General features: G+C 59.7%; 15 protein-coding genes and 1 pseudogene. 11 read left to right on the forward strand and 5 right to left on the reverse strand.

Going from position 1 to position 21,972, the window contains the following annotated elements; genetic code table 11:
- Nucleotides 1–149 precede the first annotated feature (149 nt).
- A complete protein-coding gene (gene polA / locus EV281_RS10885; protein WP_132653086.1) occupies nucleotides 150–3,149 on the reverse strand; it encodes a DNA polymerase I in 3,000 nt (999 codons plus the stop codon).
- 437 nt (nucleotides 3,150–3,586) lie between these two features.
- Here polA and EV281_RS10890 point away from each other — a divergent pair, with 437 nt between their 5' ends.
- The gene (locus EV281_RS10890; protein ID WP_132653087.1) at nucleotides 3,587–4,003 is read left to right on the forward strand and encodes a MarR family transcriptional regulator; all 417 of its coding nucleotides are present in this window, start codon (nucleotides 3,587–3,589) and stop codon (nucleotides 4,001–4,003) included.
- Here EV281_RS10890 and EV281_RS10895 read toward each other — a convergent pair.
- Nucleotides 4,000–6,399, reverse strand: coding sequence for an EAL domain-containing protein (locus EV281_RS10895; protein WP_132653088.1), 2,400 nt, complete (start codon nucleotides 6,397–6,399; stop codon nucleotides 4,000–4,002). The two genes, EV281_RS10890 and EV281_RS10895, sit on opposite strands and share 4 nt — an antisense overlap.
- A gap of 186 nt (nucleotides 6,400–6,585) precedes the next feature.
- On the opposite strand from EV281_RS10895, the gene EV281_RS10900 reads away from it, so the two are divergent.
- From EV281_RS10900 to EV281_RS10925, 6 genes and pseudogenes are all read left to right on the forward strand, one after another.
- A complete protein-coding gene (locus EV281_RS10900) occupies nucleotides 6,586–7,974 on the forward strand; it encodes a dipeptidase (protein WP_132653089.1) in 1,389 nt (462 codons plus the stop codon).
- A gap of 464 nt (nucleotides 7,975–8,438) precedes the next feature.
- A pseudogene (locus EV281_RS10905) lies at nucleotides 8,439–8,861 on the forward strand (SH3 domain-containing protein); the annotation flags it as partial.
- Between the two features lie 587 nt (nucleotides 8,862–9,448).
- Nucleotides 9,449–11,758 (forward strand): transglycosylase domain-containing protein, encoded by a 2,310-nt coding sequence (locus EV281_RS10910; protein ID WP_132653090.1) that lies wholly within the window; start codon nucleotides 9,449–9,451, stop codon nucleotides 11,756–11,758.
- A 305-nt stretch (nucleotides 11,759–12,063) separates the two neighbouring features.
- Nucleotides 12,064–13,974 carry a molecular chaperone DnaK gene (gene dnaK, locus EV281_RS10915; RefSeq protein WP_132653091.1) on the forward strand — a complete coding sequence of 637 codons (1,911 nt, stop codon included), beginning with the start codon at nucleotides 12,064–12,066 and terminating at the stop codon, nucleotides 13,972–13,974.
- A 79-nt stretch (nucleotides 13,975–14,053) separates the two neighbouring features.
- A complete protein-coding gene (gene dnaJ, locus EV281_RS10920; protein ID WP_132653092.1) occupies nucleotides 14,054–15,187 on the forward strand; it encodes a molecular chaperone DnaJ in 1,134 nt (377 codons plus the stop codon).
- 208 nt (nucleotides 15,188–15,395) lie between these two features.
- Entirely contained in the window at nucleotides 15,396–15,602 is a 207-nt protein-coding gene (locus EV281_RS10925; RefSeq protein ID WP_184327331.1) for a hypothetical protein, read from the forward strand.
- Nucleotides 15,603–15,632: 30 nt separating this feature from the next.
- Here EV281_RS10925 and EV281_RS10930 read toward each other — a convergent pair whose 3' ends face one another.
- Nucleotides 15,633–15,998, reverse strand: a complete 366-nt coding sequence (locus EV281_RS10930) for a helix-turn-helix transcriptional regulator (RefSeq protein ID WP_132653238.1) — start codon at nucleotides 15,996–15,998, stop codon at nucleotides 15,633–15,635.
- Nucleotides 15,999–16,827: 829 nt separating this feature from the next.
- Between EV281_RS10930 and recF the strand changes: the two genes are divergently transcribed.
- The 3 genes from recF to EV281_RS10955 are packed head-to-tail and all read left to right on the forward strand — an operon-like array spanning nucleotide 16,828 to nucleotide 19,242.
- Nucleotides 16,828–17,958, forward strand: coding sequence for a DNA replication/repair protein RecF (gene recF, locus EV281_RS10945; RefSeq protein WP_132653093.1), 1,131 nt, complete (start codon nucleotides 16,828–16,830; stop codon nucleotides 17,956–17,958).
- Nucleotides 17,948–18,772, forward strand: a complete 825-nt coding sequence (locus EV281_RS10950) for a molybdopterin-synthase adenylyltransferase MoeB (RefSeq protein WP_132653094.1) — start codon at nucleotides 17,948–17,950, stop codon at nucleotides 18,770–18,772. The genes recF and EV281_RS10950 overlap by 11 nt, the downstream gene beginning before the upstream one ends.
- Nucleotides 18,769–19,242 (forward strand): GNAT family N-acetyltransferase, encoded by a 474-nt coding sequence (locus EV281_RS10955; protein WP_132653095.1) that lies wholly within the window; start codon nucleotides 18,769–18,771, stop codon nucleotides 19,240–19,242. The genes EV281_RS10950 and EV281_RS10955 overlap by 4 nt, the downstream gene beginning before the upstream one ends.
- 21 nt (nucleotides 19,243–19,263) lie before the next feature.
- On the opposite strand, the gene EV281_RS10960 is transcribed toward EV281_RS10955, so the two are convergent.
- Complete coding sequence (locus EV281_RS10960; RefSeq protein WP_132653096.1) at nucleotides 19,264–20,265, reverse strand: D-glycerate dehydrogenase; 1,002 nt, start codon at nucleotides 20,263–20,265, stop codon at nucleotides 19,264–19,266.
- Nucleotides 20,266–20,441: 176 nt separating this feature from the next.
- Between EV281_RS10960 and EV281_RS10965 the strand changes: the two genes are divergently transcribed.
- Nucleotides 20,442–20,984 carry an SH3 domain-containing protein gene (locus EV281_RS10965; RefSeq protein ID WP_132653097.1) on the forward strand — a complete coding sequence of 181 codons (543 nt, stop codon included), beginning with the start codon at nucleotides 20,442–20,444 and terminating at the stop codon, nucleotides 20,982–20,984.
- Here EV281_RS10965 and EV281_RS10970 read toward each other — a convergent pair.
- On the reverse strand, nucleotides 20,977–21,969 hold the full coding sequence (locus EV281_RS10970) for an adenosine kinase (protein WP_132653098.1): 993 nt from the start codon (nucleotides 21,967–21,969) through the stop codon (nucleotides 20,977–20,979). The genes EV281_RS10965 and EV281_RS10970 overlap by 8 nt on opposite strands.
- Between the last annotated feature and the right edge of the window lie 3 nt (nucleotides 21,970–21,972).

The raw sequence follows: 21,972 nt of genomic DNA on the forward strand, positions 1-21,972 counted from the left end.
TAATTTCTGACATCCTTCCGGATAGAAAACGAAGGTTAATAAGTTCCTTCCAGCCGTCCCGCTGTGGGACGGCCAAAAAGATGAAACATCATCAATTTCAGAGGCTTGAGTCGAAGGGAAAAATCTTTGGGGTAATTTGACGAAACGCCTTAATGCGCTTCGTCCCAATTGGTGGCGGCGCGTGCGTCGACGCGAAGCGGCACGCGCATTTCAAGCGCCGGCGATGCGGCGTTTTCCATGACCGAGACGATGATTGGCGTCGCCTTTTCGACATCCTCGTCTTCAACCTCAAAGATCAATTCGTCGTGCACCTGCAAGAGCATGCGCACCCGATCGGCAAGACCGGCCTCGGCGAGGGCCGGCTCAATCTTGATCATGGCGCGGCGGATGACATCGGCGGCCGAACCCTGGATCGGCGCGTTGATGGCGGCGCGCTCGTTAAAGGCGCGCACCGAAGGATTGGACGAGCGGATGTCGGGATAATTGATTCGCCGGCCGAAGATCGTTTCGACATAGCCCTTGTCACGGGCCATCTGCTTGCGGCTTTCCATGTAATCGCGGATGCCGGGGAAACGCTCGAAATACTTCTTGATGTAGTCGCTGGCTTCCGAGCGCTCGATGGAGAGCTGGTTGGCCAGGCCGAAGGCGGAAATGCCGTAGATAATGCCGAAGTTGATGGCCTTTGCGCGGCGGCGCACCTCGCCCGGCATGCCTTCGACCGGCACGCCGAACATTTCGGAGGCGGTCATGGCATGGATATCGATCCCCTCCTCGAAGGCGCGTACGAGCTGCGGGATCTCGGCGACATGGGCGAGTACTCGAAGCTCAATCTGGCTATAGTCGGCGGAGATCAACTTATGACCCGGCGACGAAATGAAGGCGGTGCGGATCTTGCGGCCTTCGGCGGTGCGAACCGGAATGTTCTGCAGGTTCGGTTCCGAGGAGGAAAGACGGCCCGTCGTCGTCGATGCCAGCGAATAAGAGGTGTGGACCCGCTTCGTTTCCGGATGGACGTAGCCCGGAAGGGCATCCGTGTAGGTCGACTTCAGCTTGGTAAGCTGGCGCCAGTCGACGATCTTGCGGGGCAGCTCGAAGCCGGCTGCCGCCAGGTCTTCCAGCACGCTCGCCGAGGTCGACCACTGGCCGGTCTTGGTCTTGGTACCGCCTGCAAGGCCCATCTTGCCGAACAGGATGTCGCCGAGCTGCTTGGGAGAGCCAATGTTGAACTTCTCTCCTGCAAGCTGATAGATTTCATCCTCGTATCTGGCTGCACCCTGGGCCAATTCGCCCGAGAGGCGCGACAGGATCTGCCGGTCGACTGTAATTCCGCGCTCCTCCATACGCGCCAGAACAGCCACAAGCGGGCGCTCAAGACGCTCGTAGACGCGCGTCAGCTTGGCGGCGGCAAGACGCGGCTTCAGCACCATCCAGAGGCGCAGCGTCACGTCGGCGTCTTCGGCGGCATAGTGGGTCGCGCGGTCGATATCGACGAGGTCGAAGGTGACGTTCGACTTGCCGGAGCCAGCGATATCCTTGTAGGCGATCGGTGTGTGACCGAGGAATTTTTCCGACAACGGGTCCATTCCATGTGCGCCGGTGCCGGCGTCGAGCACATAGGATATCAGCATCGTATCATCGAAACTCTTCGTCTCGATGCCGTACCGCCTCATCAGCAGGTAGTCGTATTTTAGATTCTGCGCCACCTTGAGGATCGATTCATCCTCCAGCAGCGCCTTCAGCCGCGACAGTGCATCGCGCATCGGGATCTGGTTTTCCACAAGGCCGCCGCCGAGCAGATCGCCCACACCGGTCTTGTGGCCGATCGGGATATAGGCGGCGCGGATGCGCGTGCCGGTCGGATCGGCAGCATTGTCGGCAATCGCCATGGAGAAGCCGACGAGCTCGGCCTGCATGGCATCGAGCGAGGTCGTTTCGGTGTCGAAGGCGACGAGGCCGGTCTCCTTCGCGTCGGCGATCCACTGATCAAGGGTCGTAAGGTCGCGGATCGTCACGTAAGAGGAGTGATCGAACGGCAGCGTCGCGAAAGCCTCCGCACGTGCTTTGGCTAGGTCCGCCGGCGCGAAAGTCCCTTCGACTGCGGTCTTCGCCTTTGCGCGCGGCGGGACCGCCACAGCTTCGCCGCCAACATCCGGAACGGCGCCCGCGACAGGCTCCGGCTTGGCCATATCAAGATCCGGGCCGTGCGCGTCCGCACCCCATTCGATTTTGACGAAGGCAGGCTCGATTTCACTGGCGTCGCAATTGCAGAACTCGGCTACACGGCGCGTGAGCGTCGTGAATTCCATGGTCTTCAGGAAGCCGATCAGCTTGGGACCGTTCTGCGGCTCCAGCATGAGCGCGTCGAGGTCAAGCTCCAGCGGCACGTCGGTACGCAGGCGTACCAGTTCGCGGGAAAGCTTTGCCTTATCGATGTTTTCGAGAATCGTGAGACGGCGCTTTTCCTGTTTGATCTCATGGGCACGTTCGAGAAGCGTGTCCAGATCGCCGTATTCGGCAAGAAGCTGGGCAGCCGTCTTGGGACCGATGCCGGGAATGCCGGGCACGTTGTCGACAGAATCGCCGGTCATGGCCTGCAGATCGATCATCTTTTCCGGCGGCACACCCCATTTCTCGATGACGTCGGGGATGCCGATCTGCTTGTCCTTCATGCTGTCATACATGTGGACATTCGGCGTGACGAGTTGCATCAGATCCTTATCGGAGGAGACGATCGTCACATCGGCGCCAACGGCCTCGGCCTGGCGGGCATAAGTGGCGATGATGTCATCAGCCTCGAAACCTTCCGTCTCGATGCAGGGCAGATTGAAGGCGCGCGTCGCCTCGCGGATCAGGCCGAACTGGGGAACCAGCTCTTCGGGCGGCGCCGAACGGTTCGCCTTATAGGCATCGTAGAGATCCTTGCGGAAGGTCTTCGCCGAATAGTCGAAAATGACGGCGAGATGAGAAGGCGTGACACCTACATCCGTATTTCGCGCATCTCGCAACAGCTTCCAGAGCATGTTGCAAAAACCGGAGACGGCGCCGACCGGCAGACCATCCGATTTGCGCGTCAGTGGTGGCAGGGCATGAAAGGCCCGGAAGATGAAACCCGAACCGTCAACGAGGAAGAGGTGATCGCCTTTTTTCATGGCAGCATGGATAGCGCGACGGCCTGGTAAGGTCCATATAAACTTAGATGCGAAAAAAGATTCCGCCTCACCAAACTGTTACTAATTTGTAATAGACGGTTTTTCCTCTTTCCCTTGAAAAACCACAATCTCAATCACAAATCTGGCCTACCGGCGTTTGATCGCGCCGCGGGTCTGATAGCCGGCTTGTCCCCCGCCCGCGTCAGGCTTGGACAAAGGCCTTATCCCCCTCTCCGGGCCTTTGTCCCCATCTTCAAGCCGCCATGGCCTCCCTCCAGGCCGTGGCGGCTTTGTTTTTCAGCCTCTACAAAGTTTTCGAGATATGGCTCTCGAAAATTTAACTGCTTGGTCCGCGTGTTTTGATGCATCGTATGCAATTTGTTGCATTGTCTGCGGCAGGATTTTGAGCCTAACTTGCAATCATGGGATTTAATCGAATGGAATCCGGTGCCTACCTTGCCAGCCAGCTGGCCAAGGGTTTTGCCCGCTCGCTGCATCAGCGTGCGGCGGGACTCGGTTTTTCTCCCGGTCAGTTCCCCATACTTCTGGAGCTTTGGGCCCAAGACGGGCTGACCCAGAAGCAGTTGCTGGAACGCGTCGATATCGAGCAGGCGACCATGGCCAACACGCTCTCGCGCATGGCGCGCGATGGGTTGATCGAGCGCCGTCCGCACCCTACCGACAAACGCGCCCAGCTGATCTTTCTGACGGAGAAAGCCAAGGCGATGGAAGCGGAAGCAATCGATATTGCGCGCGAGGCTGATCTTGCCCTGTTCAAGGGGTTCAGGGCCTTCGAGCGAGAGTTGATGCTCGAATATATCCGGCGGCTGATCGACAACGCCAAGACGCTCTAGAACCGTTCCGCCGCAGCGCGATTGCGTGTGCGCTTGAGCCTTATCACCTGCGCCTCAGGACCCGTCGCCCCCACGGAGTTTTCACGAGCCGCGAGCTTGATGCTCGGCTCGATATCCGGCTTGCCGAGCAGCAGTCCCTGCACCTGGGCACAACCTTCGTCCACGACGATCTGCCGTTGCATTTCCGTCTCCACGCCCTCGGTGACAACAGGCATGCCGAGACTATGTCCCAAGCCGATGATGGCGCGCACGATCGAGCGGGCTCCCGCATCGTGTTCCAGGACGCCGGTGAAGCTGCGGTCGACCTTGATCTTGTCAAAAGGGAAGGAGCGCAGGTTGGACAGTGAAGAGAAGCCGGTGCCGAAATCATCCATGACGATACGCACGCCAAGAGCACGCAGACGCTGAAGCGTGCTCATGACCCGTTTGCGATCCCGCACGAGTGCAGCTTCAGTGATCTCCAGTTCCAGGCGCTCGGGCGCCAGACGGGCTTCTTTCAGGATATCAGTCACGCGCTCGCAGAGATTGGGCAGCAGAAACTGCACTGGAGAGACATTGACTGCAATCGTTAGCGGTTGCGGCCAGCGGGCCGCCTCCATGCAAGCCTCGCGCAGGATCCATTCGCCGAGCTGAACGATGGAGCCACTTTCCTCGGCAATCGGAATGAAGATGTCTGGCTCGCTCATGCCGTGGCCCGGCCTGTTCCACCGCATGAGGGCTTCATAGCCGTTGATCTCACCGCTGCGCGCGTCGAGGATTGGCTGATAGTTGACGTGGAGCTGCCTGCGGAGGATAGCGTGGCGAAGCTCATGCTCGATCTGGCGGCGGGTGCGCACCGACTCGTCCATTTCCGCATCGAAGAAACAGGCGGCGCCGCGCCCTGCATGTTTAACGCGATAAAGGGCGGTATCCGCGTTGTTGTAAAGCTCTTCGGCAGACTTTCCATCCGCGGGATAAAGCGCGATGCCGATGCTGGCGCCGACGGCCGTCGGATCGCGGGCCGTATCCATCTCGGCCGCAAACTCATCGATGATTCGGCTTGCCAGACGACGCGCCGCATCGGGCTGCTTCTTGCCTGGCTGGACGATGGCGAATTCATCGCCACCAAGCCGCGCAATCGTATCGTCCGCATCGACGCAACGTTTGAGGATCACGGCAACCTTGCGCAGGATGCGGTCACCTTCCGCATGGCCGAAGATATCGTTGACGGCCTTGAAGCGATCGAGGTCGATGCAGACGAGGGCAACCTCGGTCCGTTTGCGTTCAGCCACATGTAAGGCCTGGCGAATGCGGGTATCGAAAAGCGAACGGTTCGGCAGGTCCGTCAGAACATCGTGATGAGCGAGATGTTCGATCAATTCTTCGGTGCGCTTCCGCTCGGAGAGGTCGCGAACGACGAGAACGTCGCAGTAACGCCCGCGATAGACGATACTTCGCGTGACGACCTCGACCGGGATTTCCCTCTCATCCTTAGCGATTAACAGCATTTCCTTATGATCGCTCTCCTGCTCCACATGGATGAGCACCAGCACGCTCGAGGGGGTATTGCCGGTGAGCTCGGAGAGCTTCCAGCCGGACAGGGCCAGGAAGCGTTCATTGGTGTCGACGATCCTGCCTTCCCGCAAAATGACGAGGCCGTCCTGCGACACGTTGGCAAGGCCGCGAAGATCGGTCAGATGGCTTTCCAGGAAAACCGCGCCGAAGGACATGAGAATGAGGCCCGTCGAAACGGCCATGACGATCGCAGCAAGCACTTCCGGCGCAAGCACTTTCGCGGCGACCTCGCGCGCTGGATCCGGCACCAGCGCGATGCTGCTCATCGAGATGAAATGCAATGTGCAGATTGCCAGCACGAAGGCGATGGATGATGCGGCAAAGCGTTTCATGCCCTTCAGTTTGAAGAAGGCGAGGAAGGCGACAAAAGAAAGAGCCGCGCAGGAACTGAAAGCGATCACCGTAGCGAAGGCATCATAGACGACGACGGCTTGCGCCTCGATCGCCTGCATGCCGGTCAAATGCATGGCCGTAACGCCGAGCGCCATCAGCAGCCCGCCGAAAGCAAAGGAATAGGCGGCTCGACCTTCCGAGGCGATCAGGATCGCCACCCATGAGCCGAAGATCGAAAGGACAACCGAGAGAGAAGTCAGGCCGAGATTATAGCTGATCGGCAGGCCGCCATCATAGGCGAGCATGGCGATGAAGTGCGTTGCCCACACGCCGACGCCAGCGGCAAAGGCTGAAGTGCCGATCCAGAGCTTGCGCTGACCGACATCGCATTCCTGCGCACGGGAGAGAAGAAGCATCATTGTCAGGCTGCCGACGAGGCAGACGATTGCAGCCGCGATGATCAGCCGCCAATCATGGTTGTCCCTGATGCAGGCAATAACGGAGAACATTTGCTACCTCGAAGATCGACCTCGGGGCGAGATTATTTAGAGTTTGCTAAATAACTGTAAATTGCATTAGACACCTCTACTGCATCCGTTGCCGCATTTGGCGCCACGCGGCGAGTGTAAAATTTGCCGCTCGAAAGCGTCGCCAATTGGGTCTATCGTCCGGCCGAATTTCAAAAGGAGTCGGAAATGACCGAACTAAATCCTGTGCTTGCGCGTGCGGACCAGAATCTCGATTCGAGCCTCGAAAAGTTGTTCGAGCTACTGCGCATCAAGTCGATCTCCACCGATCCGGCCTATAAAGCCGAATGCCGCAAGGCGGCCGAATGGCTCACTGGATATCTGAGGACCCTCGGTTTTGATGCCTCGGTTCGTGACACGCCCGGCCATCCGATGGTGGTCGCCCATCACGAAGGCGCCTCGGCTGATGCACCGCACGTCCTCTTTTATGGTCATTATGACGTGCAGCCGGTCGATCCGATCGAGCTCTGGGAAAACGATCCCTTCGATCCCGCCGTCAAGGACGCTGGGAATGGCCGTAAGATCCTGACCGGCCGAGGCACTGCCGACGACAAGGGCCAGCTTATGACCTTTGTCGAAGCCTGCCGCGCCTACAAGGAGACCAACGGAGCGCTTCCCTGCCGCGTCACCATTCTTTTCGAAGGTGAAGAAGAATCCGGTTCACCGTCCTTGAAGCCGTTCCTCGAAGCCAATGCTGCCGAACTCAAGGCCGATTACGCCCTCGTCTGCGATACCAGCATGTGGGATCGCGATACGCCGGCAATCGCAGCGGCGCTTCGCGGTCTTGTCGGCGAAGAAGTCGTGATAACGGCCGCTGACCGCGACCTGCATTCCGGCCTTTTCGGCGGGGCTGCCGCCAATCCGATCCATATTCTCGTGGAAATCCTTGCCGGTCTGCACGACGAGACCGGACGCATCACGCTCGATGGCTTCTATGACGGCGTCGAGGAAACGCCCTCTAACATCAAGGCATCCTGGGAAGCGCTCGGCAAGTCGGCGGAAAGCTTCCTCGGCGAAGTCGGCCTCTCCGTTCCCTCGGGCGAAAAGGGACGCTCGGTCCTGGAACTCACCTGGGCGCGTCCCACGGCCGAGGTCAACGGCATCTGGGGCGGTTATACCGGCGAAGGCTTCAAAACCGTGATTGCGGCCAAGGCATCGGCGAAGGTTTCCTTCCGTCTCGTCGGCACGCAGGATCCGACAGCGGTCCGCGAAAGCTTCCGCAATTACGTCCGCTCGAAGATTCCGGCCGATTGCTCGGTCGAATTCCATCCGCATGGCGCCTCGCCGGCCATCCACCTTTCCTACGACTCGCCTGTTCTGACCAAGGCGCGCACGGCGCTTTCCGACGAATGGCCGAAGCCCGCCGTCGTCATCGGCATGGGCGGCTCGATCCCGATCGTCGGCGATTTCCAGAAGATGCTCGGGATGGAATCTCTGCTTGTCGGCTTCGGTCTTTCCGATGACCGTATCCATTCGCCGAACGAAAAGTATGAACTTGCCTCCTACCACAAAGGCATTCGCTCCTGGGTACGCATCCTTGCAGCGCTGAAGGCCTGAAACGAAAAAGGCGTGCCCGCGCTCTCGCGCGGCACGCCATCCGAAATCTGCAAACAAAAAGGCCGGGGCAAACCGGCCTTCCGCTATCCACCTCATCTCAGTGCCAGTACATCCGTGGTCAAAGGAGAAGCGGATAGTGCACAGCCAGACTGATCTCGAAAGACTAACGACCGGTTAACGATCGATCCAACCAGATCTCGGAAACGGTACGACTGATAAAGCGCACATCATTTCCGGGCTGCGATTTCTTGGAGAGTATATCGGAAGCCGCCCTCCACATTTCAAGACCCCGTAAAAGCTTGCCGCCGTTCAAGCTGCGTTCATCCGATCGTCTCTATAAGCCTTTGAAAGAGAAAGCGAAACCTGCGATGCGTGACCTGCGCCACAGGCGCTCTATCTTTGCCTTGCCGGGGAAATGTTGGTTCCGATGCCCGGCAGCCATCATTTATTGCGAGGAGTAAAAGGTGAAACATATTGTTCTGAAAATTGCTGCGGGCGGCCTGTTGCTGATTGCGCCAGCCATTGCCGAAGCAGCGCAGGGGATTTCGACTGCGAACGTGAACATGCGTGCGGGGCCGAGCACCCGCTATCCTGCCGTTGCCGTGATTCCAAACGGTACGCCGCTGCAAATCCGCGGCTGCCTCGCCGATACGCCCTGGTGCGACGTGGAATTCTACGGAGGCCGCGGCTGGGTTTCCGGCCAATATGTTCAGGCGACCTATGAGCAGCGCCGGATTTATGTCGGCCCGCAATATTACCGCCCGCTCGGAATTCCGACGGTGACCTTCAGCGTCGGCCCCTACTGGGACCGATATTATCGCAACCGCGACTTCTACCGTGATCGGGACCGCTGGCGCCGCGGGCCGGATTATTATTATCGCGACCGCGGCCCCTATCGCCCCTGACAAAAGGACCCGACGTATCTGGTGATACGCCGGGCATGATATTGATCGGCACGTGTTGAGGGGAGACGAGCCGATCTGAGCGGGACGTGAGGGGTATGCCCCGCTCAGGTAAAACTGCCGCGAAGCCTATTGGTTCCCTTACCCGCCGGAGGATGTGCGATGCTAGGTCGCCAGCAGCTCGCGCATTCCCGCATAGGTGCCGAGCAGCATCTTCAGCTGCCTCCCTGTCGAGCCGTTAATGCTGCGCAAAGGCAGGCACGCTCCAGACTTCGCGGAGGCGGGCTTCGCCTGTTCTGTCAGGATCGATCGTCGTTTTCCGCCTGGCTATGGCGCTCAGCTTCGTTAGCGAGCGGAAGCCGCGGCGATATCTGTCGGTTTTGTGGCGATCCTCACGAATGGCCGCCATTCGGAAAAACAAGGACGGTTAACGGAGAAAAGGCAGGCAGAGACAGTACTTGGCCGTATTGGTGTTGTTCTTAACAGCCCGTTAAATCGCCGCATTTACAGTTCAGTCGGATAAACCGCTGCCGAGGGGTGCGGTCTTTACAGCAAGGGTGCGCCACTCCGCTATGGTAGCCAGACGTAGATCAGACGAGAGGATCGAACCGTCCTTCAACGCCCGTGGCGGCCGCGAGGAGGATGACGAATTCGCGCTCGATGACGACGACCGCATCGACGGCAGACATGGCTCCAAGCGCCAATCGCGATCACCCGCGCCGCGCCGTGCACCGGCAAAGCGCCGTGCCGAGCCGCGGGAACGCGAAGGCGGCGGCCTCTTCTCATTCCTGCGCAGGGTCGTCTACTGGTGCATCGTGGTTGGCATCTGGGCCGGCATCGGCGTCGCCGGGCTCGTGCTCTATTATGGATCGCGCATGCCGAGCGCCAGCACCTGGGCAATTCCAGAACGGCCGCCGAACGTCAAGATTACTGCGGTCGACGGCAGCGTGATCGCCAATCGCGGTACGACCGGCGGCGAGGCTCTCTCGCTGGAAACCATGTCGCCCTATATCCCCGAAGCTGTGATCGCCATCGAGGATCGGCGCTTCTACTCGCATTTCGGCGTCGACCCGTTCGGCCTTGCGCGCGCCTTCATCAATAATTTGACCGGCCAGCCGATCCAAGGCGGTTCGACGCTGACGCAGCAGCTCGCCAAGAACCTCTTCCTCTCGCCAGACCGCACGCTGGAGCGTAAGGTTCAGGAGGTCCTGCTCTCCTTTTGGCTGGAACAGAAATATACCAAGGACCAGATCCTTGCGATGTATCTGAACCGCGTCTATTTCGGCTCGAATGCCTATGGCGTTGAAGCGGCTTCCCGCCGCTATTTCAACAAATCGGCGCGAGATGTGAACCTGGGCGAAGCAGCACTGCTTGCGGGCCTGGTGAAAGCGCCGTCCCGCCTTTCGCCGGCGCGCGATCCGGAGGCGGCAAATGCCCGCGCCCAGGTCGTGCTGCAGGCGATGCGCGATCAGGGTTATATCAGCGCTGACGAAATCAAGACAGCAATGTCGCAGACGCCCGCTTCCGCCCGCAGCTATTGGTCGGGCGCCGGACAATATGTCGCCGATATGGTGATGGACGAACTGCAGGGGCTGGTCGGCGACGTGAAGGAAGACGTCATCGTCGATACGACGATCGACAAGACGCTCGAAAAGAAGGCCGAACAGTCACTCGTCGATGTCCTCGACAAGGAGGGTGGCAAGTTCGACGCGTCGCAGGCGGCTCTCGTCTCGATTGACGGTACCGGTGCGATCCGCGCGCTTGTCGGCGGCAGGGACTATGCGACGAGCCAGTTCAACCGTGCCGTCAAAGCCAAACGCCAGCCGGGTTCCTCTTTCAAGCCTTTCGTCTATGCGGCTGCGCTCGAAAAGGGCCTGACGCCGGATTCGGTCTTCAACGACGCGCCGATCCGCATCGGCAACTGGACGCCGGAGAACTACGAGAAGAAATATAACGGCGAAGTGACGCTCCGCACTGCGCTCGCAAAATCGCTCAATACCGTGGCTGCGCAGCTTGTGATGTATGACGGGCCGGATCAGGTGATCAAACTCGCCCATCGCCTCGGCGTCGAATCGGACTTGCAGCCCAATGCCTCGATCGCGCTCGGCACCTCGGAAGTCTCGCTCATGGAACTGACGGCCTCCTACGCGGCCTTCATGAACGGCGGTTACAAGGCAACACCGCATGTGATCCGTCGCGTGACGACCACGGATGGCAAGGTGCTCTATGAGAACACCTATGACAGCCCGCCACGCGTGCTCTCCGAGCAGATCGTCGCCGAAATGAACATGATGATGATGGGCGTCATCAACGGCGGCACCGGCTCGAGCGCCAAGCTTCCCGGCTGGCAGGCCGCCGGCAAGACGGGCACGACGCAGAACTCGCGTGATGCGCTGTTCGTCGGCTTCACCAGCAACCTGACGACGGGCGTATGGTTCGGTAATGACGACGGCAAGCCGATGAAGAAGGTGACCGGCGGCGGGCTTCCGGCCAAGGCCTGGAAAGAATTCATGGTCGCCGCGCACAAGGGGCTTTCGCCCGCGCCGCTCTTCGGCATGGGCCAAACCTTTGTCGATCCCGGCATCGATCCCAACAACGGCCAGCCGATGGCGCAGGCCCAGCCTATGCCCGAACAGCCTTCGACCGTCGGCAGTATCATTTCCGGTGTTTTCGGTGGCAATGATGGTTTGAACCGCGCTCCGCCGGTACCCGATCAGCCCCGAGCACCGATGCCGGTGAATGGCGGGCCAGTGCCACCTGCCGATGTTGCCGGCGGCGGTTACGACGACATGGTGCCGCCAGGAGATGTCGGCGGACCGCAGGCAAGCTCGGGGGCGCGGCCGCGACGCACGACGCTTCTTGACCTCATCATGGGCCAGTAACAGTATTGGAACGGGATTCGGGCGCCTTGCGGCAGCACGGTCCCGCTTTAGGAGAGGCGCGCAGGATTTGCACGGTCTGGCTGTGCAAAACAGACCCTTTTCCGGCTACTGTAAAAATTGAATGCAACACATTCGTTTTGCTGGATTCCAAGCTATTTCTCGCCTTGCAGTCCAGAAAACCGCTCCTTATATACGCCGCATCACCGCAATCACGATTGCGTAATCTTAGTAGACCCATCCCGTAAGGGGCTGTCAGGGAAATGCCTTCTCGGGGTTCCGACAGCTTGCTTCAAGGAGAGAATGACATGGCAAAAGTAATTGGTATCGACCTTGGAACGACAAATTCCTGCGTCGCAGTCATGGACGGCAAAGACGCAAAGGTCATTGAGAATGCGGAAGGCGCGCGCACGACCCCTTCCATGGTGGCATTTTCCGATGATGGCGAACGCCTCGTCGGCCAGCCGGCCAAGCGCCAGGCAGTCACCAACCCCACGAACACTCTCTTCGCCGTAAAGCGCCTCATCGGCCGCCGTTACGAGGATCCGACTGTCGAGAAGGACAAACACCTCGTCCCCTTCAGCATCGTCAAGGGTGACAATGGCGACGCCTGGGTTGAAGCCAACGGCAAGGCCTACTCGCCCGCACAGATTTCCGCGATGATCCTTCAGAAGATGAAGGAAACCGCCGAGGCCTATCTCGGTGAAAAGGTCGAAAAGGCCGTCATCACCGTTCCCGCATACTTCAACGACGCGCAGCGCCAGGCAACCAAGGATGCCGGCCGCATCGCCGGTCTTGAAGTGCTCCGCATCATCAACGAGCCGACCGCAGCTGCACTCGCCTACGGCCTCGACAAGAAAGATGGCAAGACGATCGCCGTTTACGACCTTGGCGGCGGTACCTTCGATATCTCGATCCTCGAGATCGGTGACGGCGTCTTTGAAGTGAAGTCCACCAACGGCGATACTTTCCTCGGCGGTGAAGACTTCGACATGCGTCTCGTCGAATATCTCGTTGCCGAGTTCAAGAAGGACAATGGTATCGACCTGAAGAATGACAAGCTCGCCCTGCAGCGCCTCAAGGAAGCTGCCGAAAAGGCAAAGATCGAGCTGTCCTCTTCGCAGCAGACCGAAATCAACCTGCCATTCATTACGGCTGACGCTTCCGGCCCGAAGCACCTGACGCTGAAGCTGACCCGCGCCAAGCTCGAAAGCCTGGTCGACGATCTCGTTCAGCGCACGATTGCTCCGTGCAAGGCAGCCCTCAAGGATGCCGGCGTCACTGCAGCCGAGATCGACGAAGTCGTTCTCGTCGGCGGTATGAGCCGCATGCCGAAGGTCCAGGAAGTCGTCAAGCAGCTGTTCGGCAAGGAACCGCACAAGGGTGTCAACCCGGATGAAGTCGTTGCTCTCGGCGCAGCCATCCAGGCCGGCGTTCTGCAAGGCGACGTCAAGGACGTTCTGCTCCTCGACGTAACCCCGCTGTCTCTCGGTATCGAAACCCTCGGCGGTGTCTTCACCCGTCTGATCGAACGCAACACGACGATCCCGACGAAGAAGAGCCAGACCTTCTCGACCGCCGACGACAACCAGCAGGCAGTCACCATCCGCGTCTCGCAGGGCGAGCGTGAAATGGCTGCCGACAACAAGCTGCTCGGCCAGTTCGACCTCGTCGGCCTGCCGCCGGCACCGCGTGGCGTTCCGCAGATCGAAGTCACCTTCGACATCGACGCGAACGGCATCGTGCAGGTTTCGGCCAAGGACAAGGGCACGGGCAAGGAACAGCAGATTCGCATCCAGGCTTCCGGTGGTCTCTCTGACGCCGACATCGAAAAGATGGTCAAGGATGCCGAATCGCATGCTGCCGAAGACAAGAAGCGCCGCGAGGCCGTGGAAGCGAAGAACCAGGCCGAGAGCCTGATCCACTCCACGGAAAAGTCGCTCAAGGACTACGGCGACAAGGTTTCCGAAGCCGACCGTACCGCGATTTCCGATGCGATTGCCGCTCTGAAGTCCGCAACCGAGGCAACCGAGGCCGACGCCGAAGACATCAAGGCCAAGACCCAGACGCTCATGGAAGTTTCCATGAAGCTCGGCCAGGCGATCTATGAAGCCCAGCAGGCAGAAGGCGGCGCAGCCGAGGCGTCTGCCGAGGACGACAACGTCGTTGATGCCGACTACGAAGAAGTCAAGGACGACGACCGTAAGAAGTCCGCTTAATCGGTGGGCTCGCGTACGCTAGACGATAGACATCCGGCTGCTCACCATGGCAGCCGGAAATCCATTTCCGGGGCTTAAATTGGCAAAAGCGGACTTTTACGAAACTCTGGGTGTAGCCAAATCGGCGGATGAAAAAGAGCTGAAAAGCGCCTTCCGCAAGCTGGCAATGAAATTCCATCCGGACAAGAACCCGGATGACAAAGACGCCGAACGGAAGTTCAAGGAAATCAACGAAGCCTACGAAACGCTGAAGGACCCGCAGAAGCGTGCGGCCTATGACCGCTATGGCCATGCGGCCTTCGAACACGGCGGAATGGGTGGCCCCGGTGGCGGCGCCGGATTTGCCGGCGGTGGTTTCTCCGATATTTTCGAAGACATTTTCGGTGAGATGATGGGCGGCGGCCGTGGGCGGCAGCGCTCTTCGGGTGGCCGCGAACGTGGCGCCGACCTTCGCTACAACATGGAAATCTCGCTGGAAGAAGCCTTCTCGGGCAAAACGGCGCAGATTCGCGTGCCGACGTCGATCACCTGCGACGTCTGTTCCGGTTCCGGTGCCAGACCAGGCACGCAGCCGAAGACCTGCGGTACCTGCCAGGGCTCGGGCCGCGTGCGCGCAGCACAAGGTTTCTTCTCGATCGAACGTACCTGCCCGACCTGTCATGGCCGCGGCCAAATCATTCCCGATCCATGCCCGAAGTGCCACGGCCAGGGCCGTGTGACGGAAGAGCGTTCGCTCTCGGTCAACATTCCCTCCGGCATCGAGGATGGCACCCGCATTCGCCTGCAGGGCGAAGGCGAGGCTGGCATGCGCGGCGGGCCGGCGGGCGATCTCTATATCTTCCTGTCGGTGAAGCCGCATGAGTTCTACCAGCGAGACGGGGCCGATCTCTACTGCGCCGTGCCGATCTCCATGACGACGGCAGCGCTCGGCGGCACCTTCGATGTGGCGACGCTCGACGGCACCAAATCGCGCGTCAGCGTTCCCGAGGGTACGCAGGCCGGCAAGCAATTCCGCCTGAAGGGCAAGGGCATGCCGGTATTGCGCTCGAGCCAGACGGGCGATCTTTATATCCAGATTCAGATCGAGACGCCGCAGAAGCTTTCCAAGCGCCAGCGCGAGCTTCTGCAAGAGTTCGAGCAGCTCTCCTCCAAGGAGAACAATCCGGAATCGACGGGCTTCTTTGCCCGGATGAAGGAATTCTTCGAGGGCTGATCTCGATATCCCTCAAGGTTACAAAAGCCGGAGGTATTGCCTCCGGCTTTTTTCATGCGCGCTCTGATTTGAAACACATGTCCCAAGTCGGGACGGGCGATGCCATGCAGGCGTTTTGTGTTAACGCAGAGACCTGAACGTGCTTGCAAGCTCCTGAAATTCATACAGTCTGCGGTTCTCAGCCCCCGAACCAACCGAGAGTGTTTCCATGTCGGCGACGAACTTTTCCAATTGCATGCCCGAAGATGTCGATGTGCTTGCAGGTGCGCTTTATACATGGTGCGCGGAACGCAACATCAAGCTGCGCAGCCAGCAGGGCCTTTCGATCGCCAGCATCGCAATCGACCTCTATCATGCCGGCCACCAGACGCAGGATACCCTGCTCTTCGCGCTGCACGAGCGCGAGCTTCACTGACTTCCTAGCATTTCACGGATGTCTAGACGCTCAGGCGGCGTTTTCAGTTGCCTGGCCGCACATGAGGTTCAGGATCGTCTTGACCGCCTGCTTGCCTGCAGGCGAGTTCAGCCTGTCATAATTGATGGCCAGCTCATAAGCTTCCGGGCTCAGCTCGACTCGATTACTGAACTGGGAAATGCCCGTACCCTCGAAGAGTTCGGAAATATCGACGTCCAGGAAAACTGCAATCTGGTGCAGCTTGCTCGCAGAGACGCGGTTCGTCCCCTTTTCGTATTTCTGGATTTGCTGAAAGGTCAGGCCGAGTGCTTCGCCGAGTTCAAGTTGAGATACACGCCGACGAGCGCGAAGCTGTCTCACGTTGCGACCGACAATGATATCAATCGGATCCGGCACTGCCACTCTCTCTCCCGAAAAACCCTTCATTTACCATATAGCGTCAGCCGAATATCTCAACCGGGAAGTTGCAAATTTCAACCGACTTTTTTTGGGCATTAGGCCAATGCGTCAGTTGCTGTCGCGCAAATTCTACAACTACCGTTTGTTATTCGCTCACTTAGCGGCGATGTTACAAAAAATTGAACAGCTTCCGGTTGACTTCATCTTGGGCGACGATAGTTAGTCGCGCCGGACCCTATAGCGCCATCTGACGAGAGGCTTCGAATACTGCCATGACATCCGCTCCCACCGGGAAACATGATGCCGACAGTATCATCATCGATATGCGCCGCCAGCAGCTGATGATGATCCTCGACTCGTTAAGATCCCTGCGCGGTTCAATAAAGAACCGGCCCGACCTCCTCTATTGGATAGAAAGGGCAATTGCGGAGGCGGAGGCCCAGCTCGAAATTCCCCCTCCCAGCATGCATTAGGGACGTAAGCCGCTCCCAGCCTTGATATCCGTGCAGCTTCGGCTTAGAGCCTTTCCTGACCAGATTGAAGCTTTCTGTTGGCTCAAACAGAGACGGGTGGTCGACCGGCCAGCGCGCGTCGTAGCCCGGACCTGCGGCCAAGCCGGCCCGTTTCAGCCAACCCCGGTGGTTTGCTTGCAAACCAGCTAGGGCCGGACATCTTTCCGGCAGGATCAAAGGCGATCGGCTCGGACGTACCAGGGAGTATGTCCTTTGCCGATCGCCTTCGGCCTGACGGAAACCTGCTCCGGCAAAATGCTTCAATCTAGCCAGAAAAGGCTCTCACTGTCAGCCTTGATGATTCCGGATATCCGATGCCGCATAAGGTTGCCCTTTCCCGTCTGAAGCTGACCGATTTTCGCAATTATGCATCGGTCTCGCTTGCGTTCGATGGACGGCATGTGGTGCTGACCGGCGACAACGGCGCCGGCAAGACCAACCTCATGGAAGCCGTCTCCTTCCTGTCACCCGGACGAGGGCTGCGCCGCGCCGCCTATGGCGATATCACCCGTGTGAGTGCGGCGGCCGGGTTCTCGATCTTTGCCGGGCTCGATGGCATGGAAGGTGATGTCGAGATCGGTACCGGGATCGACACCAGCGACGAAACCACCACGCGCCGGCTGCGCATCAATGGAACGACCGCGAAAACAGTCGATGAACTGACGGATCACCTGCGCGTGCTCTGGCTAACGCCGGCCATGGATGGGCTCTTCACCGGCGGCTCATCGGATCGAAGGCGATTCCTCGACCGGCTCGTCCTGTCGCTCGACCCGGAACATGGCAGGCGGGCGAGCGATTTCGAGCGCGCGATGCGCAGCCGCAACAAGCTGCTCGACGAAGGCCGTTTCGATCCTTCCTGGCTTTCCGGTATCGAAGAGCAGATGGCAAGCCTCGGTATCGCCATGGCGCTCGCGCGGCAGGAAATGCTCGGTCTGCTGACGCGCCTCATCGAGGAAAGCCGCGAGACTTCCCCCTTCCCGTCGGCATCGCTGCAGCTCTCGGGCTTCATGGACGGCCAGTTCTCCAGGCCCTCGGTCGACCTGGAAGACGAATATGCGGCGACACTCCTCGACAACCGTTACCGCGATGCCGGCGCCGGACGTACGCTGGAGGGGCCGCATCGCGCCGATCTCATCGTGCATCATCGCGAGAAGCAGATGGAAGCGGCGCGCTGCTCGACCGGTGAACAAAAGGCTCTGCTGGTTGGCCTCGTGCTTGCCCATGCGCGGCTCGTCGGCAATCTCACGGGCCATGCGCCGATCCTGCTGCTGGACGAGATCGCCGCGCATCTCGATGAAGGACGCCGTGCCGCACTGTTCGACCTGATAGACGGTCTCGGCGGCCAGGCCTTCATGACGGGAACGGACCATCAGATGTTTGCGGCCTTGGGAGAGCGGGCGCAGTTCTTTACCGTTGCCGACGGGGAGATTTTGAATGAGCGATAACACTTCTCCTGCCAGTTCGGGGCGTGATAGCATCATGCCCATGGAACCTCTCAGCCCGGACGAAATTGCGCGTTATCATCGCCATATCCTGTTGCCGGAAATCGGCGGCGCGGGTCAGCAGAAGCTGAAGGCCGCCCGCGTGCTGGTGATCGGCGCCGGCGGGCTCGGCGCGCCGATCCTGCAATATCTCGCAGCGGCAGGCGTCGGCACGCTCGGCATTGCCGATGACGACCATGTTTCCCTGTCCAATCTGCAGCGGCAGGTTATTCACGATTCCGGCACGATCGGCGAGCTGAAGACGGAGAGCGCAGCTCAAGCGATTGCGCGGCTGAACCCTCATATCAAGGCCATCCGGTTTACGGAGCGCTTTTCGGCAGACGTTGCGCGCCGATACCTTTCCGGCTTCGATCTCCTGATTGACGGCTCTGATAATTTCGACACGCGTTATACCGCTGCCGATGCGGCCGAGGAAGCACGCATCCCGCTCGTCACCGGTGCCGTCGGTCGCTTCGACGGCTCGCTGACCGTACTGAAACCCTATGAGGTTGCCGAAGACGGCATAGCCAATCCCGGCTATCGCGATCTCTTTCCGGAAGCGCCGCCGGCCGGACTGATCCCTGCCTGTGCGGAAGCCGGCATCATTGGCGCGCTGACCGGTGTAATCGGCACGCTGATGGCTATGGAGGCGATCAAGCTCATTACCGGTGCCGGCGATCCGTTGATCGGCCGCTTGCTGCTCTACGACGCGCTGTCGGCCCGCTTCGACACGATCCGCTACAAACGTCGGCGCGCGAAACAGAGCAGGACTGCATGACTCCGTTCCGCATCGATGGGAGTTTTGCGCGCTGGAGCGAGCTGCTTCATCTCATTCGAGCGTCCTTCGCCTATATGGACGGCCGCATCGATCCGCCCTCCTCGGCAATCCGTCTGACGGTGGAATCGCTCGCGGAAAAAGCAAAGGCCGAAATCGCCTATGCCGTGGAGAACGACGGACGGCTCACAGGCTGCATGTTCCTGCGTCCTGAGGTGGACTGTCTCTACATCGGGAAGCTTGCGGTATTGCCATCCGCACAAGGCAAGGGTATCGGCCGCCGCCTGCTTGATATTGCCGAGGAGACGGCGCGCGGCCTCGACCTTCCGTCATTGAGGATCGAGACGCGGGTAGAGCTCGTCGACAATCACTCGACCTTTTCCGCCTGGGGCTTTGCCAGAACCGCAGACAAGCCGCATCCGGGTTTTACGCGCACGACATTTGTCGAAATGCGGAAAACGCTTACCGGCTAAGGATGTGAGCGCCTCGGGTCTCTATCGTCCGGGCAGCACACGGTTTGGCGGCCGGTGGCCATCAATGAAGGCGCGGATATTGATGATGACTTTGTCGCCCATTTCCGCACGTCCCTCGATCGTCGCCGAACTCATGTGCGGCAGCAGGACGACCTTTCCCTCATTGGCGAGCTTTACCAGCTTCGGATTGACCATCGGTTCATTCTCGAAGACGTCGAGCCCGGCACCGGCGATCCTTCCTTCTCGCAGGCTTTTGATCAACGCAGCCTCATCGATCACGTCGCCACGGGCGGTGTTGACGAGATAGGCTGTCGGCTGCAGGAGCGCCAGACGGCGCGCCGAGAGCAGATGGAAGGTCGCTGGCGTCGAAGGGCAGTTGACTGAGACGATATCGACGCGGGCAAGCATCTGATCGAGGCTTTCCCAATAGGTCGCCTCCAGCTCATCCTCGGTCGCCGGATTGACGCGTTTGCGGTTGTGATAATGAATCGACAGGCCAAAGGCCTTGGCCCGCCGTGCGACGGCCGTGCCGATGCGACCCATGCCGACAATGCCGATTCGCTTTCCATGAATGCGACGACCGAGCATCCAGGTCGGGGACCAGCCTGCCCATTCGCCGGGCCTGTCGGTCAAAACGCGGGCGCCCTCGCCGATCCGCCGCGGCACGGCGAGGATCAGCGCCATAGTCATGTCGGCGGTATCCTCGGTCAGTACGTTCGGGGTGTTGGTGACCGTGATGCCTTTACGCGCAGCCGCATCGACATCGATATGATCGGTGCCATTCGAAAAGCTGGCGATAAGCTTCATCTGCGGCCCGACCTGCTCAATGAGCGCTGCGTCGATGCGGTCGGTGACGGTCGGCACGAGCACGTCGCAGCTCTTGACGGCTTCGGCAAGCTCAAGGGCGGATCGCGGCGTATCGTCGATATTCAACTCGGCGTCGAAAAGCTCGCGCATCCGGGTTTCGACGACGTCAGGCAGCTTGCGGGTTATATAGACCTTCGGTTTTTTCTTCGTTGTCATAGCGGCTTGCGGTGCCTTGTTCAGAGGTCTTTAACCAAGTTGGACGATCATTTCCCATAACGGGCATTTTCTACCAGACCCGCACGCGAAGACAAACAAAACTCGCGAGGCGCGCGGGGAATCCCGGAAAGCGAGCAGGCAAGGCCTGCTTCGAATTCGAGCCAACGGAAGCTTCCATGCGTCGCACTGTTCTAAAGCCCTGCCTCGTCCTGGCGGTCGCCCTTGCCGTATCGGCAGGCACAATTGAGTTTGCGCAAGCCCAGGCGGCAGCCAAGGGGCCGAGCGGCCTGCCACTGCCGCGATTCGTGACGCTGAAGTCCAAGCGCGTCAACCTGCGTATCGGCCCGGGAACGGATTACGCCGTTTCCTGGCTGTATCTGAAGTCTGGGTTGCCGGTCGAAATCATCCAGGAATATGATAACTGGCGCCGTATCCGCGATGCCGACGGCACTGAGGGCTGGGTCAACCAGTCGCTGCTGTCAGGCCAGCGCGCGGCCATCGCCGCGCCGTGGATGAAGGGCAAGGGCAAGGGCGTCTATGTCAACCTCCGCCGTGAAGCGCAGCCGTCCTCCAGCATCGTTGCAAAGCTGGAGCCCGGCGTGATGATCACCATCGGTGAATGCAGCGGAGAGTGGTGCTTCGCAAAGACCGACGGCGCCGAGGGCTGGGTGGCGCAGTCGGAAATCTGGGGGGCCTATCCGGGCGAGGCCTTTAAATAAGGCCTGCCTCCTTTGCGGCTTCGGATAGGGATTTCATCGGCCGCGGGCCGATCTGCTGGATGACGATGCCGGCCGCAAGGCAGCCGAGCTTGCCGCAATCTTCCAGCGTACGGCCCTGCGTGTAGCCGTAGAGGAAGCCAGAAGCAAAGAGGTCGCCGGCGCCCGTGGTGTCCACGAGTTCGTCGATCTTGATCGCGTCGACGTAATGGCGCTCGTTACCCTTCAGGATCACGGCGCCGTCCTCGCTCACTGTCACGGCGGCAATCTTGCAATCCTTGGCGATTTTGTTCAGTGCCTCTTCGAAATCGTCGGTCTCGTAAAGCGACAGCGCCTCCTGACGATTGGCGAAGACGATGTCGACTTTGCCGGACCGCATGAGATCCAGGAACTCGCCACGGTAACGATCGACACAGAAGCTATCCGACAGCGTCATGGACATTTCACGGCCGTTTTCATGGGCGATGCGGGCGCAATCGAGGATCGCTTCCTTGGCGCGCGGCGGATCCCAGAGGTAGCCTTCGAAATAGGTGACCTTAGCTTGCGCCACGACATCCGCTTCGACATCCTCGGGCCCAAGTTCGACGCAGGCGCCGAGATAGGTGTTCATCGAGCGCTCGCCGTCATCGGTGACGAAGATCATCGAGCGCGCGGTCGGCGGAAACGTGCCCTTGGCCTTCGTCTGATAGTGAACGCCCTGGGCGCGGATATCATGCGCGAAGATCTCGCCGAGTTGGTCTTCCGCGACCTTGCCGAAATAGGCAGCCTTGCCGCCGAGGCTGGCAATACCGGCGGCCGTATTGCCGGCGCTGCCGCCGGAAGCTTCCAGTGCCGGTCCCATGCGGGAATAGAGCAGTTCGGCGCGATCGGCATCGATGAGGTTCATCGCCGCCTTGGTGATCTTGTTGTCAATGAGGAACTGGTCGTCGCAACGGGCGATGATATCGACGATTGCGTTGCCGACTGTCAGAACATCGAATTTGGTCATGAA

Source organism: Rhizobium sp. BK418, from assembly GCF_004341105.1.
Classification (GTDB): domain Bacteria; phylum Pseudomonadota; class Alphaproteobacteria; order Rhizobiales; family Rhizobiaceae; genus Rhizobium.